The following is an 18,763-nucleotide window of genomic DNA, read 5'->3' as shown; positions in this document are numbered from 1 at the left end:
ATCAAACATAGGTTGGTGGTCAGCACAATGAGCATGGATAAACCGGAAGACCTTAAGGAATTAATCTATTTCCGGGAGCAGTGGGCGGAATCCGCCCCTGTTCCGCAAGCCTCGGCGATTCCCGATAAGGAAAAGGCTAAGTCAATGCTGCTGTTTATGGAAGCGGAGGACATGGAAGGCCAGGCGTCAGCCAGGGAATTAAGCCAGGATTTCACCGTGATTACCGTCCAGGCGGGAAGCTCCTTCCACAAACAAGCGGATCATACTTACATCATCAATCCTGCGGAAGAGCAGGATTATACCGCTGTGCTGGCTGAAGCTGCCAAGGACAAGCTGCAAATCGCCTATATGGCGATGCTCTGGAAGAATGCCGCGCCGCCCGAAGATTCATTGATGATGCCGGATACCGCTGCCATTTTCACTGTTTTTCATTGGGTCCAGGCCTTCCATGCCCTGAAGCTGCGGCTGAATGTCCGTTGGCTGTCCATCTCCCGGAACGGCGGAGATCAGCCTGCAACCCAGGCTCTGGGAGCCTACGGCAGCTCGCTGCAGCGGGTATATCCGCGTCTTCGCTTCTCCCATATCGAGCTTCAGGATGGAGATGCGAATCTGGCGGAACTCATCCGGGAGGAAAGCCTGCTGACCCGCTTTGCTTTTGCACACGAGGTGAGATACAGGCAGAGCCGCAGATATGAGCAGCAGTTCAGCGAGCTTGATCTGAAGACCGGCGGACCCGCTCTGCTGAAGCAAGGCGGCGTGTATCTGATCTCCGGCGGAGCCGGCGCGCTGGGCATGATCCTGGGCACTCATCTCGCGGAGAATTACCGGGCGAAGCTGGTTCTGCTGGGAAGAAGTCCGCTTACCGCCTCCGTGGAGGATAAACTGGCGGCTTTGCGTGCCTCCGGCGGAGAAGCGCTGTATCTGTCCTGCGATATGGCGAAGCCCGCTGAAGTGCATTCGGCTATCCGGCAGGCCAAGCAGCATTACGGAGTCATTAACGGTGTGATTCATGCGGCGGGACAAGCGAGCCACCGGCTTATTTTTCAGAAAAGCACGGCCGGCTTCGCAGAGATTCTTCAGCCGAAAATTGCGGGCATTGCCGCTCTGGATGAAGCCACGCAGCAGGAGCCGCTGGATTTCTTTGCCGCCTTTTCCTCGACTTCATCCCTGCTCGGGGATTTCGGACAATGTGATTATGCGGTAGCGAACCGGTTTTTGGACCGGTTTTGCCGCCGCAGGCATGAACGGGTGGAGAAGGGCGAACGGCAGGGCAGAAGCATCTACATAAACTGGCCGCTATGGGAAGCCGGCGGAATGCACCTGGACAATCAGGGGGAACAGCTCTATTTGCAGACTTCCGGGATGGGTTATTTATCGGCGGAGCTGGGCATTGGCGCTTTTGAGGCCATCCTGGCAGGTCAGGAGCAGCAAGCCGCAATGGTATACGGGGAACGAACAAGGCTGGAAACGCAGCTGAGGCTGAAACCGAAGGAGGCCGTGCAGGCCAGAGGAGGAAGAGCGAAGGTGGAGCATACGGGGAATACAACGGAGTCCATGGAAGAACAGGTGATGCAGGATGTGCTGCACCTGGTGGCGCAAATTTTGCAGACACAGCCCGGAAAACTGAACCCGGATGAGAACATGGGCGATTTCGGCTTTGATTCGATTTCACTGAAGGAATTTGCCGATGGGTTAAGCGAGCTGTATGAAATTGAACTGTCTCCGGCTGTCTTTTTCGCTAAAACCACACTGAGCGAGCTGACCCCGTTCCTGCTGGAGGAATTCTGCCAGGAGATTCAGGCGCATTATGCCGCCGGGATTCCGGCAGCTGATTCACCAGAGCAGCAGACACGAATTGCACCGCTGACGGTGCAGGCGGAAATCCAGTCGAATCCACAGATTGATCCTGCTGCACTATCTGGTCCGGCAGCACAATCCGTTCCGCAGGAAGTTCCTGCGGGTCTGCCCCGCTCCATTGGAGCAGGTGCAGGGACAGGCGAAGCACAGCCGCCCGGGCTGCTGCCGCTGGCCCAGAAATTCTCAGGCCGCAGCAAGACCAGCCGCACAAAGGCCGCGCCGAACGCGGCGGCGCTGCGGGAAGTGGCGGTGATCGGCATGAGCTTCAAGCTGCCGGGCGCGGACACGGCGGAGGAGCTGTGGCAATTCCTTGAGCGCCAGGAGAATCAGATCCGGGAAATTCCCGCAGACCGCTGGGACTGGAAGGCCTATTACAGCACCGACCTGCAGGCTGAGAACCGGACCAATTCGCGCTGGGGCGGCTTTATCGGCGGCCATGATACCTTTGACGCCAAGTTCTTCCAGCTGTCGCCCCGCGAAGCCGAGCTGATGGACCCGCAGCACAGATTATATATTCAGGCTGTCTGGAAAGCGGTGGAGGACAGCGGATATAAAATGTCTGCCCTCGCCGGGAAGCCGGTAGGCGTATTCTCCGGCGTACAATTTACCGATTACCAGCAGTTATTGTCCGCAAATATGGACAAAATTCAGGCCCAGTCCAGCATCGGCAACGCAACGGCCTTGCTCAGCAACCGCGTCTCCTACCTGTTCAATTTCAAAGGACCCAGCGAATCGATCGATACCGCCTGCTCCAGCAGTCTTGTCGCCCTGCACCGGGCGGTGAAATCCATCCAGCACGGTGAGAGCAGCCTTGCGCTGGCAGGCGGGGTGAGCCTGATGCTTGATCCCAATACCTATGTAGGTGCGGGAGTCATGGGCGTATTCTCACCGGAGGGCCAGTGCAAAACCTTTGACCGCAGTGCGAACGGCTATGTCAAAGGAGAAGGCGTCGGCGTCGTAGTGCTGAAGCCGCTGGACCAGGCCGTGGCGGATGGCGACCACATTTACGGCGTGATCAAAGGCACGGCCGAGAATCACGGCGGGCGGGGCCATTCCCTCACAGCCCCCAATTCGGATGCGCAAGCGGAGCTGGTGGTGCAGGCCTTCACAGAAGCGGGCGTTGATCCGGCTGCGGTATCGTATATCGAAACGCATGGAACGGGAACGGAGCTGGGGGACCCGGTGGAAATCAACGGGCTGAAGAAAGCCTTCTCCGAGCTGTACCGGAGCTGGGGCAAAGCTCCGGCTCCCGGCCCGCAGATCGGTCTGGGCGCGTTCAAGACGAACATCGGTCATCTTGAACCGGCTTCCGGCATTGCCGGAGTGATTAAGGTTCTGCTGTCCCTCTCCCGGGGCAAGCTGCCCGGCAACCTGAATTTCCGGGAGCTGAACCCTTACATTCAACTGGAGGGCTCGCCGTTCTACGTGCTGGAACGCACGAAGACCTGGGAGGCGAAGGTGGACGAGTATGGCCGGTCCTTACCGCGCTGCGCCGGTGTCAGCTCCTTCGGCTTCGGCGGCACCAACGCCCATGCCGTCATAGAGGAGTATGTACCTTCTGCGGCTCCTGTGCGAGTTGCGGATGAACCTGTGGTCTTCCTCCTGTCGGCCAAGAACCGTGACCGGCTGCGCGAATATGCCGCACTCTTCAGCGGCGCACTTGCTGAAGATGCAGATGCGGATGTGCGCGGGATCGCCTACACCCTCCAGACAGGACGCGAAGAGCTGGAGGAACGGCTGGCTATCGTCGCATCTACTTCAGAGGAGCTGCGGGACAGGCTTGCCGCCTACTGCGGCGGATATGAAGCACCCGGCCTGTATACGGGCAGCGTCAAGAAATCCCGTCCGGAGGCGGGAGCTGCGGACTATTCCCCGGCGGAAATCGCCCATGCCTTGAAGGCTGCGGATCATGCATTCCTCGCCAAGGCATGGACGGCCGGAGGCAGCATTGCCTGGCCGGAGCTGTACGGGAATCAGCGTCCGGCGAGAGTGTCCTTGCCGGGCTATCCTTTTGCACAGACCCGGTATTGGATGCCGCTGAAGAAGACAGACCCCGCTTCCGCTAAGACTGTAGCCTCGGAGCCAGCTCTGCATGCGCTGATCGACCGCAATCTGTCGACGCTGTATGAACAGGAGTTTGCGAAGACCTTTCAGGGCGATGAGTTTTATCTGGCCGACCATGGGCATGTCCTGCCGGGCGTTGTCTATCTGGAAATGGTTCGGGCAGCCGGAGCATTGGCCGATCCCAAGCATGCTGTAACCGGAATCCGCAATGTGGTCTGGTCGGCTCCGGTGCTTGTGGACAAGGAAGCGTTACAAGTCAAAACCGCCGTGCAGCCCGGACCTCAAGGGATCGATTTCCGGATCTACTCCGAGCAAGGCGGACTGCGGGTGGAACATGCCCAGGGCAAGCTGGAACTGAGTTCTTCCGGGGACTTCCGACCGGAGAGCCTGGATATCAGCGCCATAATCGGCAGAAGCAGCGGGGGCGAGCAGGAAGCGCGTGCCTATTATGAACTGCTGGGCAGTCTGGGCGCTGAGCTGGGCAGCCGGTTCTCGGGGATTCAGGCTTTGTACTGCAATCCGTCCGAAGCCGTCTCCAGGCTGGCTGTTCCGGACAGTCTTCTGTCCACACTGGACAATTATCAGCTGCACCCGACCCTGACCGATGGAGGCCTGCAATCTGCGGTGGCTTTTGCCTATCGGACAGGATTGATTGACCGGCAGGTATTGTTTGTGCCGTTCGTGCTGGGGCAACTCGAAATACTAGAAGCTTCAGCTCAGCCTGCCTATGCCTATGTTCAGCGCTCGCCGGGCCAGGGACTGAAATTCGATATCGCTTTTCTGACGGAAGCCGGACAAGTGGTTTCAAGAATGAAGGAGCTCTCCATCCGTCCGTTTCAGGTGAACCAGCTGGCGGGAGCTTCCGCAGCACTGCCGCAGCCGAAATCCGCCGGAAGTGAGCTGGTCTATTTGACCCCGGACTGGGTGGAGAGTCCCATAGAGCCACTTGCAGTGCCGTCCGCTTCGGGAGCCAGACTACTGCTCATAGGCGGCGCTCCGGCGGAGAAGGAGGCGAGTCTGGCAAATGCACTTGCGGACGCTGCCATACGGGTAAGCTTTGGCTCTTCGTACAAGTCATTAGCCGTTAATCAGTTTCAGATAGATCCGGCTGACCCGGAGAGTTATACAAGACTGGCCGAAGCCTGCGGCATTGCTGAAGATACGAAGCTGCAGATTGTCTATCTTCTAAACGGCACAGGCGCCCGGACGGTCAGAGAGTGTGTGGCTCAGGATGTCTATCCGGTGTTCCACCTGTGCAGATGGCTGGCTTCCTTCCGGTTCAGAATTCCGGTCCGCCTGTTCTGCATATACCGCGATGAGAAAACGGTGGCCGCCTATAGCGCACTGTCCGGTTTCTTCCGCTCAGTGGCGCTGGAGAATCCCAAATTACAGGGAAGCCTGATCAATATTAAGGATCACAGCAGGTTGAATCTTGTGCTGGAACAGGAGTTTTCAGGCAGCCATTCTGAACATGAGGTGAAATATGAAGCGGGCAGCAGATATACCCGCCAGTTAATCACTGCACAGCCGCCACGGGACCGCACGCGCCAGCTGAAGGCCCGCGGTGTCTATATGATCGTCGGCGGACTGGGCGGACTGGGCTATAAGGTTGCCGAGCATCTCGCGGAGAATTACCAGGCACGCTTGGTGCTGTGCGGCAGAAGTCCGAACGGTGACCCGGGCAAGCTGGAGAGGCTGAATTCGCTGGGTGCAGATGCGGTCTATCTTTCTATGGATCTGGCCGATGCGAAAGCAGTTGAGCTTACGGTAGCTGAGGTTAAGAATCTGTTTAACCAGTTGGATGGAGTCATTCATTGCGCAGGTGTAATTAAGGATTCGCTGCTGGTCAAGAAGAACATGGCGGATATTGCGGATGTGCTCAGTCCCAAGGTATACGGAACGGTTTATCTGTACCGGGCGCTGTCGAGGGAAAATCCGGAGCTGCTGTTCGTACCCTTCTCCTCCTCAACCGCATTAGTCGGAAATATCGGTCAGAGCGATTACGCTTATGCCAATAGCTTCTTGGATCACTATGTGGCGCTGATGAATGAGAAGCGGGGCAGAAGCGATACCGCTGTGAACTGGTCCCTGTGGGAAAATGGCGGAATGCAGGTAGACAGCGGTACCAGGGAATTGCTGTGGTCCAGATTCGGGATGTGCCCGCTGTCCGATGAACAGGGACTGCTGGCCCTGGAAGACAGCCTGTCCTTCCGGCAGGACCAGGTGATGGCGGTGTCAGGCGATAAGGAGAAGATCATCCGTACCTTCACCGGCCAAGTTCGAGAGGCCAGCCGGCAAATCCGGCAGCCGGAAGGCAGTTTCACCGCTGCAGCCGCAGTGCCTGCGGATACCGGAGTAAGCCATCAGCTGGAGGAAGCGCTCATCGGCATCATGGCGGATATTCTCAAGAGCAGCCGGAGCGAGGTCAGCCGGGATTCTGATCTCAGTGAGCTTGGCTTTGATTCGATCTCGTTTACTGAGCTATCGAATGCCATCAACCGGGCCTTAGGAGTGGAGATTACACCAACGCTGTTCTTCGAGCAGTCTACTCCGGCGGCCATTGCGGAAGCGATTTACGGTGAATACCGGACGGTGATTGACCTTCATTTTGCACCGCCGGAACGAGGCGGCGAACGCCTCCCGGTTCAGGCCCTGCAAGCGGAAGCACGGCAACCCTACCTTCAGCCGGAGACTGCATTCAGGCTGCTGCACCGCAAACCGGATACCTCCTTGTTCCCGGACCTGGCGGATCGATCAGGGCGGAACACCGGTGCCCTGCCGGACACCAGGGAGCCTATCGCTATCGTGGGCATGAGCGGGATGATGCCCGGAGCGGACAATCTGGAGCAGTTCTGGTCTAATCTGGAAGCACAGAAGGACATGGTCACGACCATTCCTGAAGACCGCTGGAGCTGGCAGAACCGCTACGGCGACCCGCGCCGGGAGACGGGCAGAACCGATGTGAAATACGGTGCCTTCCTTAAGCGCATCGACACCTTTGATCCGCTCTTCTTCGGCATTTCGCCGGTGGAAGCGGAGAAGATGGACCCGCAGGAAAGACATATGCTCCAGACCGTATGGCATACGCTTGAGAATGCGGGCTACAAGCCGGAGGAGCTGTCGGGAACCCGGACCTCGGTGTTCATCGGGGTATCGAACGGGGATTATCAGGAGCTGCTGCTGAAGGATGAGATTGCCACCACGCTGACCCGCACGATGCTGACGAACCGGATTTCTTATTTCTTCAACTGGAGCGGACCGAGCGAGCCGATTGACACGGCCTGCTCAAGCTCACTGGTAGCCATCCACCGGGCGGTGGAGTCGATCTGGCATGAAGGGTGCCCCTATGCAGTCGCAGGCGGAATCAATCTGATCGCCAGCCCGAACCTGTTCATCGCCGGCAGCAGCCTGGGGATGCTGAGCAAGGACGGGAAATGCAAGACCTTCGACAAGGACGCCGACGGATACGTGAGAGGCGAAGGGGCTGGGGCTCTGCTGTTGAAGCCGCTGTCTGCCGCGCTTAGGGACAAGGATTATATTCATGGTGTGATCCGGGGAACAGCGGTCAACCACGGCGGGAAATCGAATTCGATTACTTCTCCGAATGCCAAATCCCAGGCGGAAGTTATTATCCGCGCACATGAACGGGCGGGGATAGATCCTTCCACGGTCACTTATATTGAGACGCACGGAACAGGCACCAGCCTGGGGGATCCGATTGAAGTAGAGGGACTGAGGAAGGCGTTCAAAGCTCTGTACCAGGAGTGGGGCAAGCCGGAGTCCGTGCTGCCGCAATGCGTAATCGGTTCGGTCAAAACAGCGATCGGCCATCTGGAATCCGCGGCAGGCATAGCGGGGGTAAGCAAAGTTCTGCTGTCCATGAAGCACGGGAAGATTCCGGGCAATATCCACTTCAAGGAGCTGAATCCCTATATCAAGCTGGAAGGCAGCGGCCTCAGCATTGCAGCGCATACAGCCCCATGGAAGCCGCTCACCGGCAGCGGTGGCAGCGAGATTCCGCGCCGGGCGGGCATCAGCGCTTTCGGTGTAGGCGGCAGCAATGCGCATGTCATTCTGGAAGAATTCCGGAATCCGCCGGTGGACCTGCCTGCAAAGAGCCGTGCCCGGCACATCATTATCCTCTCTGCCAAAAGCCAAAGCAGTCTAAGAGAGAACAGCCGCAGACTCCAGGCCTTGATCGCCCGCAGCCTTGCGGGAGAGGCTGCCCTTCCTGCGGAGAACAACGCCCACAGCCTGGAAACAAGCTTGCGGCGCGATGTCATTGCCTTGTTCAGGCAGGTGATGGTTCTTGACGGGGAGGACATTGACCCGGCGGCAGAGCTGGAGGAATACGGACTTGACGCAGTCAAGAATGTGCAATTGCTGGAATTGCTGAAGGACAAATTCAGTCTCGAATTCAAGGACGCCGTGTACGGCTTCTCGTCGCTGAACAGTCTGGTGATGTTCCTGCTGCAGCATGACCCTGCCGGGATCAGCAATTACTATGCGGAGGGACGCAGCAGAGTGCACCTGGATGGAACTGTCCTGCCGGACAGCCTCAGCCTGGAGCAGTTGGCCTACAGTCTGCAGACCGGACGCTCCGAGATGACGGAGCGGCTGGCCATTGTGGCCGACAGCCTGAGCATGCTTCACGGGAAGCTGGAGATGTACCTGTCCGGGCTGCAAGGTCAGCCGGGCATCTATGAAGGGCAGAGCAGCCAGCGCTCGGCGCTCAGCAAGCTGTTCGACGGCGAAGAGAGCCGCTTGTTCATGAATGAGCTGCTGCTTGCAGAGAAGCTGGATAAGCTTGCCCAGCTATGGGTGCAGGGAGTGGCCATAGACTGGACGGCCTGGTATACGCAGCCGCTGCGCAAGACGCCGCTTCCCGAGTATGCCTTTGATGAGGAAAGATACTGGCTGCCCGGACCGGACCGCCTAAGCGTCCAATCCTCTGCCATAAGCCCGGTTCATGCTCCGGAAGCAGAAGCACTAATGGAAGAAGAGCCTGTTGTCTTGGACGACGATCAGCTGCTGCTGTGGCTGAACAAGGTGCATAAAGGGGAAATAAGCGCCGAGAATTTAAATCTGTTAGTGGGGGATCTCTTGGAATGAGCACCTATTCGAGAATGCAGTTGTTAAAGCTGGTGGAGAATCAGCAAATGTCTCCGGAGGAAGCATTGAAGATCATCAGGGAGAACAGTCAGCTTCCGGCAAGCAAGCCGCAGCCACAGCCGCCGCAGGAGGAGCCGCGCCAAGCGGCTTCTGCGGACCGGCAGGATTTGGCCGGGCAACTGAACAAGCTGCTGGTGGAGGGAGTCGCCACGCTGCTTAAGGTTCCGGCGGGCAAAATTCACCCGGATGCCGACTGGAAAAGCTTTGGGTTTGATTCCATCAGCTTTACGGCCTTTCACAGCTATCTGGTAGAGAAGCTGGGGTTCAGCTTTCCTCTGGATGTCTTCTTTGAATACAGCACAATCAACATGTTAAGCGGGTTTTTGTTAACCCAGTCTGCCGGTGCAGACATCAGCTTCAGCGGAGAGCCTGCTGTACAGCATACAGGCCACCTCCTTTCTCAAGGCTCCAATGAGCCAGAGAAATTCAAAGATGCCTCCCAGCATTCCCTGTGGCTGGTCAACAGCGCGGACCGCTTTTTCCTCGACTTCTGGAGCAGGCTTACCGAGTCCTCCGGCGATACCGCCGGCACAGGCTATCGTCCGCTGCTGTCCGCAGCGGAACTGGACAAGGTGCCGCACAAATATATTCAACTGCTGGTGAATACCTCGTCCGGGCAGAAGATGGAGGTGGTGGTCTCCGGCCGGGGCAAGCCGCTAGTCATTGTCGGCGGTGTGGGTATGGCCTCGCCGATGATCCTGCATCAGCTCGATTATTTCTCCAGCCGCTGCCGGGTCATCAGCATCCATAATCCGGGCTGCGGGCTCAGTGAGGATATCGACAACTATTCGCTGGAGCACAGGGTCAAGGTGATAGCAGAGGTGCTGGACAATCTGGGTGTGAGCGAGGCGGTGGATTTTGTCGGTATTTCCTGGGGGGGGCTCGTCGGGCAAACATTCAGCGTGGAGTACCCGGAGCGTGTCTCCAGTCTGATTCTGGTCAGCTCCATCTATGAAATCGTCAATGAGAACCCGCAGATGAATGCCGACGCAGCGATGAAGAAGGATCTTGAAGCAGTCGAACACGGGCTGGATTCACTGGAGCTGATGGAATACGGGAAGAGCATCAACAAGCAGATTTTCACGAAGTATATGGAATATTATCTGCCCGGCAATAACAAGAGCTACTCCACCATTCAGCTGATCGGCCGCATTCCGGTTCCGGTACTGATCGTATACGGCAAGAACGATACCATTATCAATACCCGGCAGTCCAAAGAAATGGCAGCCGCCATTCCCGGTGCCCGCTGTATTGAAATGGAAGACGCCGCCCACTTCTTGTTCATGACGCATCATGAACAGCTGCACCGGGCGATGGAAGAGTTCATCTTCCGGCCGGAGGCTGCACGCCACTTCAGTCTGCGGGACAGCTACGCGCAAATTCTGGACGCTGAGCAGCTGCGCAGGTCGGAGCTGGATATACGGGGAATCGAAGGCCACGAGGGACTGGAAGAGCGGCTGAATGAGCTGTGCATGAGCTATGCCTACCGGTATATCAGGCAGTGCGGAATTGACACCACTCCCGGTGCGATTCACAACCGGACAGATTGGGTGAAGCAGCTGAAGATCCTCCCCGGGTATACCAAGCTGCTGGACTGCATGATCGACATGCTGGCGGAAGACGGGGTCGTGAAGCTGCTGAACAGCCGCGTCAAATTCATCAAGGCCGAGGCGGAAATTCCGGAGCCGGGGCAGCTGTATGAGGCCTGTCTGCAGGACTTCCCTGAATTCAAAGGGATGCTCCAGTTTCTGGATTATTGTACCGGGAATTATAAGGATGCGCTCAGCGGAGTGATCCCTCCGGTCAGTGTACTGTTCCCTAAGGGCAGCTCGGATGCCCTGGAGCGGAGCAACCGGGATACCGTGGAGCATGGCAGGGAACGGGTCTACGCCCGGGTGGTGCATGATATTCTCTCCTTGCTGATCTCCAGGGGCGAAGGCGGCGGGCCGCTTAATATCCTTGAAATTGGCGGTGGAACCGGACTGCTGACCCGGCAGCTGCTGGATCTGGCAGACCTCCCGAATGTGAACTACTATTTCACCGATATCGGTGAATATTTTATCAACAAGGCGAAGGATAATCCCGAATTCACTTCTCTGCGCTTTAAGACCTTTGATATCAGCAAAAATCCGGCAGAGCAGGGTCTGGCATTGAACAGCTTTGATGTCGTGCTCGGGCTGAATGTGGTCCATGCCACCAAGGATATAGGAGGAACGCTGGCCAATTTGCGGCAGCTGCTTGTACCGGGCGGCCAGATGATGCTGATCGAGGCCTGCAAACGCCTGCGCTGGGTGGATATGGTCTGGGGGCTGGCCGAAGGCTGGTGGATGTTCGAGGACCGGAGCCTGCGCGATAAATCCCCGATTATTGACCCGTATGCCTGGGAAAAAGTATTCGTGGACTCCGGTTATCAGGACATCCATGTCTTCCCCGGCGACGATGAACGGCGCTTTATAGCCGACTGTGTTCTCGTCGCAGCCCACAAACGGTAAAAATTCAAAAATATGAAACTAATTTTAACATTATACAGCATAAACAATCATTGACATTCAAGGAAATCGTAGAAGATAATTTAGTAGATTCATAAAGAAAATTGTGGAAATACGGCAGACCAGATTTTCGAGGAGGCGGACATGGAAGCAACGTATGATCTGTTTACCATCAAAACGCAGTGTATGACTTTTTCTAACTACGCTTATCTCGGAATTGACAAGACCTCCCGCAAAGCTTTTGTTGTTGATCCATCCTGGGATGTATCGCAGATGATTCAGATTTTGGAGAAGCATGGGGCTACCCTGGAGGCCGTACTGCTGACCCATTCTCATTTCGATCATACCAATATGGTCAAAAAACTGGAAATGCTCTACCATCCGTCAGTCTATATTTCCAGAACAGAGGCGGATTACTACAGATACCGCTGCACCCGGCTCAGAACTGTCGAAGACATGGACCGGATCCGCATCGGCGAGACCCAGATTACTTGTCTGGTGACTCCCGGGCATACGCAGGGAAGTGTCTGCTACTGGGCCGAAGACAACCTCTTCTCCGGGGATACGGTGTTTATCGAAGGCTGCGGCTTATGCGACAGCGAGGGGGGATCGGCGGAGGATATGTATTACAGCATCCACCGGCTGATCCGGCTGATTCCGGCGAACGTGCGGGTGTTCCCGGGCCATTCCTTCGGCGATCCGCCGGGCAAAGAGATGAGCTATCTCTATAAAAGAAATCTGTATTTCCAGATTGATGACATCAATCATTTTGTGAAATACAGAAACAGAAAGAACAATGCCAGGGTATTTGATTTCAAATAAGCTGCTCACATTCAGGAGGTACCGTAATGCACAGCGAAATGGTGTTTATGTTCTCCGGGCAAGGCTCGCAATACAACAAGATGGGTCTCGAATTGTACGAGAATCAGCCGGTGTTTCGTCAATCCATGGAACAGCTGGACCGTATTTTTCAGGATCTGACCGGCAAAAGCGTGATAGAAGAGCTGTATCTCAACACGAAGCGCAAGGGTTCCAAATTCGAAGATATCTTCTATACCCATCCCGCAATCTTCATGGTTCAATATGCGCTGGCGGAGACTTTGCAGGCTGAGGGAATTGCTCCCCGCTATACGCTGGGGGTCAGCCTGGGCGAATATGTGGCGCTGGCGGTGGCCAAGGTGCTGACGCCTCAGCAGGCGCTGGAGCTGATCGTGAAGCAGGTCGAGCTGCTCAAAAAGACCTGCAAAACCGGCGCGATGATTGCCATTTTGGACAATGAACAGCTGTACCACGGGAACGCGGAGCTGAACACCCGCGCGGAGCTGATTGCCGTGAACTTTGAGAAGCATTTTACAATCGCCTGCAAACGCGAGCACATCAAAGAAATCCAGCAGTTTATCAAGGAACGCGGCATTGCCAGTCTGAAGCTGCCTGTGAATTATGCCTTCCATTCCGCGTCCATCGATGAACTGGAGGAGCCTTACCGTACATATTTGCAGAAGGTTGACTATAAGACTCCTGCCCAGGGAGTCAGTCTCGTATCGGCAATGGCCGGAGGAAGCGTACAGACAGTGGAAGCGTCCTTGTTGTGGGATGTGCTGAGGAAGCCGATGAATTTCCGCGATGCGCTGGAGAGCCTGTCCTCCGGTGGGCAGCGGCTGTTTCTCGACCTGGGCCCGTCGGGTACGCTGGAGAATTTCAGCAGATATATTCTGGGACAGCCGCAGGCTCAGAATATCCGGTCTGTGATTACGCCCATGGGCAGCGAACTGAAGAAGTTGAATGAGCTTGTAGCCGAGTTTGGGCAAATGAACCTTAAGAAGGAGGCGTGGGAGCCGAAGATGAACATGAAGGCTTATTTATTTCCGGGGCAGGGCGCGCAGTTCATTGGCATGGGAGGCACGCTGTTCAAGGAGTTCCCCGAATACACCGCGATTGCCGACCGGGTGCTGGGCTATTCCATCGAAGAGCTGTGTCTGAAGAACAGCAGCAAGCTGCTGGATAATACCGCTTATACGCAGCCAGCGCTCTATGTCGTTAATGTATTGTCGTATCTTAAGGAGCTGCAGAATTCCGGCGAGGCCCCCGATTTCGTGGCCGGGCACAGCTTAGGCGAGTACAGTGCACTGTATGCGGCAGGCGTGTTCGATTTCGAGACCGGACTTAAGATTGTGCAAAAAAGAGGCGCGCTGATGAGCACGGCGACCGGCGGCGGCATGGCCGCTGTCATCGGACTGACCGAGGAAGCCATCCTCCGGATACTCGCCGACCACCGCCTCGATAAGCTGGATGTGGCCAACCTGAATACCCCTACGCAGATTGCCCTTTCCGGGCTGATGGAGGATGTGCAGGCCGCCAAAGAAATTTTCGAACAGAATGGAGCTTCCGCTTATGTCATTCTGAATGTCAGCGGGGCCTTCCATTCCCGCTATATGCGCAGTTCAGCGATGCAATTCCAGGAGTTCCTCAGCCAGTTCCAGTTCGCGCCGCCGTCCATTCCGGTCATTGCCAACTTGACGGCGCGGCCTTATTCCATAGGCGAAGCCGTACATTATATGACTGAACAGATGGTCAGCAGCGTGAAATGGGCCGAATCCGTCCGCTACCTCATGGGCAGACATCCCGAAATGGAGCTGACCCAGATCGGCCCGGGTCACGTTATCGCAGGCTTAATCAGCAAAATCAAACGGGAAGCGGAGCCGCTGTTCGTAGATGATGCCGCCGAGGCCAAGCTGTCCTTTGCCGAATCGGCATCAACTGCCGAAGCAGAGACGGCACCGGAAGCGGCTGAGCCCGTTGCAGCAGTTGAAGCTGCGTACACGGCTGAAGCCGTGAAACAGGCCGTGAAAAAACCGGAGGAGATTTCCGAAGAGGCTGCAATCGTTCACGCTGCAAATGCTGAAAATGCACTAAATGCGGTATATGAGGTAACTGAGGTAACTGAGGTGAATGCGGTTGAGGTCTCAGAGGTTTCAGAAATCTCAGAGATCCCTCCAGGAATTGAACCGCCAGCAGCCGGGGAAACTTCGGCCGCAGATTTCACAGTGGAGCCGGAGGCCGTCCAGGCGCAGATTCAGGCGGAGACTGCCTTCACCGGCACCCGGCTCGGCAGCGCTGCATTCAAGCAGCGCTACGGACTGGACTATGCGTATTTGCTGGGAGGGATGAATGACGGAATTTCCTCCCCAGAACTGGTCGTGGAGGCCGGGAAAACAGGCTGTCTCGCTTTTCTGGGAGCAGGCGGGATGAAGGCGGTAGAGCTTACGAACGCTATCCGCCATATCCGCCGGGAGCTGGGGAACAGCAAACCTATTGGAGTTGCCGTAACCTATCATCCGATCTATCCGAACCGGGAAGAAGAACAGATAGACCTCCTGTTGAGAGAGAAGATTCAGCTGGTTGAAGCCTCCTCGTATCTAACCTTGACACCGGCGCTTGTAAAGTACCGTTTGCTGGGACTTACGAGAGCAGAGGATGGAACCGTGCGCCGTGCCAACCGGATCATTGCCAAGGTATCCCGGCCGGATATCGCCAAGCTGTTCATGCTGCCGGCTCCGGCACGAATCGTGGACAAGCTGCTGGCCGACCGGCAGATTACGGCAGAGCAGGCAGAACTGGCCCGGCTTGTTCCGGTGGCGGATGATCTCTGCGCGGCAGGGGATTCGGCAGGCCCGACCGATCAGGCCAACCTCATCAGCCTGTTGCCGACGCTTCTTCGTCTGAAGAAGGAACTGTCGGGCACCTTCGCTCCGGTGCAGGAGATGCACATCGGTGCCGCCGGAGGGATTGGAACACCGGAAGCCGCGGCAGGGGTGTTCCTGATGGGCGCGGACTTTATTTTGACCGGATCGATTAATCAGTGCACGGTGGAGAGCGGCGCAAGCCCGGAGGTGAAGGAGCTTCTGGAGCAGGTGAATGTCTACGACATGGCCTATGTGCCTTCACTGGAGTTGTTCGAACTGGGCGGCAAAGCCCAGGTGCTCAAGAAAGGGCTGTTCTTCTCCGCAAGAGCCAACAAATTGTATGAGGTGTACCGCAATACCGGCTCCATCGCGCAGCTGGACAGCAAGACGAAGGCTCAGCTCGAAGACAAATATTTCGGCCAGCCGCTGGCGGACGTTCTGGCGGCATGCCAACACGGGATGTCTGCAGAGGAGCGGGCTGCGGTCCAGGGAGATTCGAAGCAGCAGCTTGCAGCCGTCTTCAAATGGTATATCGCCAATGGCAAAGCATCTGCCATCGCCGGTGAATCCGGCAATAAGGTCAATTACAGCATTCATTGCGGCCCGGCCATGGGAGCCTTCAACCAGTGGGTGAAGGGCACACCGCTGGAAGCCTGGAGAAACCGCCGTGCCGGAGACATTGCCGTCAAGATGATGGACGGGGCAGCCCAGATTATAAAAGGAGAGGTTCTTGTATGAGCAAAGATCAGGTACTGGAAATTATGAAGAGTAAAATGATCGATATCCTGCCGGATTTAACCCCGGACCAGATCCAGAGAGAAGTAAGCATGAAGGATCTCGGCGCGAACTCCATTGACCGCTTTGATATTATTTCCGACACCATGGACGAACTCAAGATCAAGATCCCGCTGCTGCAGTTCGGGAGCCTGAAAAATATCGGAGAGGTCGTAGATTTCCTGCATGAGAACCTCTAGCGGCGCAGCAAGCTGGCGGTTTGGGGATTTCCGCCCGGTGACCGTCACCGGGATGGGCATCCTCAGCCCGGCGGCAAGCGGTGTGGAAGCCTTCGGCCGAACCCTGAAAGACGGCCGCAGCGGAGTTGGCTACCTTCAAGGATTAACCTATCCAGGCGGGCAGCCGCTGATCGGCGCAGAGCTGAGCGGGGAAGGGCTGCAGGAATCCTTCCGCCGCTATGAAGGGGAATTATCCCGCAATGCCGGCCGTTTGTTCAGAATCTCCGGCAAATCGATTCAGGCCTCCGCGCTGGCCGGAGCCGAGGCTTGGCAGCAGGCGAAGCTGAACATACGCAAGCCGGAAGCAGAGCGGATTGGCCTGATCGTTGCCGGAAGCAATATTTCACCTGCTGTCAGCTATGCAGCCATGAAGGAATGCGGGGAGCGGCCGGAGCTGCTGCATCCCAGATATGCGCTGAATTACATGGATACCCATCAGCTCGGGGTGCTGAGCGAAATGTTCGGCATCCAGGGAGAAGGAGCGACGGTCGGTGGAGCCTCAGCCAGCGGCAACGCGGCGGTGCTGAAGGCGGCGCAATTAATCCAGCTCGGGATTGCCGATGTCTGCATGGTCATTGGACCTCTGGCCGATCTGTCCCCGCTGGAGCTGCAAGGCTTCATCAATATCGGTGCGTACGGAGGCCGCAGCTTCCATGATGCACCCGCCGCAGCGTGCCGGCCGTTTGACAGCAGGCATGAAGGCTTCATCTTCGGGCAGGCTTCCGCCTGCCTGATCCTGGAGGGGGCGGACGGCGCGAAATCCCGGGAAGCGGAGGTGCTGGCGACCATAGCCGGAGGCGCAGCAACTCTGGACGGGCACAGCCTGTCTGATCCGAGTGAAGACGGGCAGGTGCGGACGATGGAGCAGGCGCTCCGCTCCGCCGGACTTACCCCCTCTGACATTGATTACATCAATGCGCACGGCACCTCTACACCGCTGGGAGATGTGACGGAGCTGAAATCAATCTCACGGGTGTTTCGCAGCCATGTCAGTCACATCCGGCTGAATTCGACCAAAGCGCTGACCGGACACTGCCTGTATGCGGCCGGAGTGGTGGAAGCCGTGGCGACGATCCTCCAGATGCAGGGCAATTTCCTTCACCCGCTGCCCTCTCTGGAGAACCCGATCAGCCGGGAGCACCGTTTTGCTTCCAGCCAGGCGGAACAGGCGAGCATTACCTATGGGCTTAGCAATTCCTACGGTTTCGGAGGAATCAATACCGGAATTATTATCAGAAAAGGAGCAAGCTGAATGCGAGTAGGAATTGAGAGCATCAACTTTTACGGGGGACCGGCGGTAATTCCGGCCCGGAGTATCTTTGAAGGCAGAGGGCTTGACCTCAGCCGGTTCGATAATCTGATGATGGACCGGAAATCAGTGGGCGTAGCCTGCGAAGATGCCGTAACGGGCGGGGTTAATGCGGCGAAGCCGATCATCGACGCCTTAAGCGAAGAGGACAAAAGCCGGATCGAGCTGGTGATTACAGCCAGCGAGTCCGGTGTGGATTTCGGCAAATCGCTCAGTACATATATCCATGACTACCTGGGGCTGAGCCGCCATTGCCGGTTGTTCGAGCTGAAGCAGGCCTGTTACGGCGGAACGGCCGGGCTGCACATGGCTGCCTGCTTCATCGCCTCGGGTGCTTCTCCCGGAGCCAAGGCGCTGGTCATTGCCACAGATGTAGCGAGAGCAGCAGCTAAGAGCACCTACGGGGAGCCGACTCAGGCTGTTGGAGCCGTGGCCATGCTTATCAGTGACAATCCGGAGATTCTGGAGCTGGATTTCGGCGCAACCGGACAATACAGCTATGAGGTGATGGATACCTGCCGGCCGCTGCCGGAGATCGAGACCGGGAACCCGGATTTGTCGCTGCTGTCCTATCTGGACTGCCTGGAGAACGCCTATAAGAATTATAAGGAAAAGGTGGACGGCGTCCATTTTCAGGAGACCTTTGATTACCTTGCTTTCCATACGCCATTCGGCGGCATGGTCAAAGGCGCGCACCGCAAGCTGATCCATGATGAGCTGAAACTAAGAGGCGCAGCAGTCCAGCAGGATTTTGACAAAAGAGTTGCCCCGTCCCTTACTTACGGCATGCAGGTGGGCAATGTCTATTCCGCAGCTCTATACCTTAGCCTATGCAGTCTGATTGACCAGGCAGACATCGCCGATTACCGCAGAGTCGGGTTATTCTCCTACGGATCAGGCTGCTCTTCGGAATTTTACAGCGGGGTGATTACGCCGGAATCCGTAAGGAAGCTGAGCGCGATGAACATTCAGGCCCAGCTGGACAGCCGCTACGAACTCAGCTTCGAGGAATATGACGACATCCTGGACCAGAACGTGGAATGGCTGTTCGGGATCCGGGACAAGAAGGTGGATTTCTCCGCTTTCAGCCAAGTCTATGACCATTTCTTTAAGGGCAAAGGCTATCTTGTTCTGACTGAAGTCGATGACTTTCACCGCAAATATGCGTGGAGCTGA

The 18,763-nt window shown here is 56.7% G+C and carries 7 protein-coding genes; all 7 read left to right on the top strand.

What is annotated here, in order from left to right:
- Positions 1-27 precede the first annotated feature (27 nt).
- The 7 genes from PBOR_RS18675 (at position 28) to PBOR_RS18640 (ending at position 18,763) form a co-directional block, all read left to right on the top strand.
- A complete protein-coding gene (locus PBOR_RS18675) occupies positions 28-9,033 on the top strand; it encodes an SDR family NAD(P)-dependent oxidoreductase (protein WP_042214196.1) in 9,006 nt (3,001 codons plus the stop codon).
- Positions 9,030-11,585, top strand: coding sequence for an alpha/beta fold hydrolase (locus PBOR_RS18670; protein WP_042214193.1), 2,556 nt, complete (start codon positions 9,030-9,032; stop codon positions 11,583-11,585). The genes PBOR_RS18675 and PBOR_RS18670 overlap by 4 nt, the downstream gene beginning before the upstream one ends.
- Positions 11,586-11,726: 141 nt before the next feature.
- Positions 11,727-12,404 (top strand): MBL fold metallo-hydrolase, encoded by a 678-nt coding sequence (locus PBOR_RS18665; RefSeq protein WP_042214191.1) that lies wholly within the window; start codon positions 11,727-11,729, stop codon positions 12,402-12,404.
- Positions 12,405-12,430: 26 nt separating this feature from the next.
- The gene (gene fabD, locus PBOR_RS35565) at positions 12,431-16,003 is read left to right on the top strand and encodes an ACP S-malonyltransferase (RefSeq protein WP_052429549.1); all 3,573 of its coding nucleotides are present in this window, start codon (positions 12,431-12,433) and stop codon (positions 16,001-16,003) included.
- Positions 16,000-16,239 carry an acyl carrier protein gene (locus tag PBOR_RS18650; RefSeq protein ID WP_042214189.1) on the top strand — a complete coding sequence of 80 codons (240 nt, stop codon included), beginning with the start codon at positions 16,000-16,002 and terminating at the stop codon, positions 16,237-16,239. Before fabD ends, PBOR_RS18650 begins: the two co-directional genes overlap by 4 nt.
- A complete protein-coding gene (locus PBOR_RS18645; RefSeq protein ID WP_042214187.1) occupies positions 16,226-17,530 on the top strand; it encodes a beta-ketoacyl synthase N-terminal-like domain-containing protein in 1,305 nt (434 codons plus the stop codon). Before PBOR_RS18650 ends, PBOR_RS18645 begins: the two co-directional genes overlap by 14 nt.
- Positions 17,531-18,763 (top strand): hydroxymethylglutaryl-CoA synthase family protein, encoded by a 1,233-nt coding sequence (locus tag PBOR_RS18640; RefSeq protein WP_042214185.1) that lies wholly within the window; start codon positions 17,531-17,533, stop codon positions 18,761-18,763.

Origin of the sequence: Paenibacillus borealis (genome assembly GCF_000758665.1) — a bacterium.
In the GTDB taxonomy this organism is placed as follows: domain Bacteria; phylum Bacillota; class Bacilli; order Paenibacillales; family Paenibacillaceae; genus Paenibacillus_AQ; species Paenibacillus_AQ borealis.
Note: the sequence above shows the minus strand (reverse complement) of the source record. Positions and strands in the feature narration are given on the sequence as shown.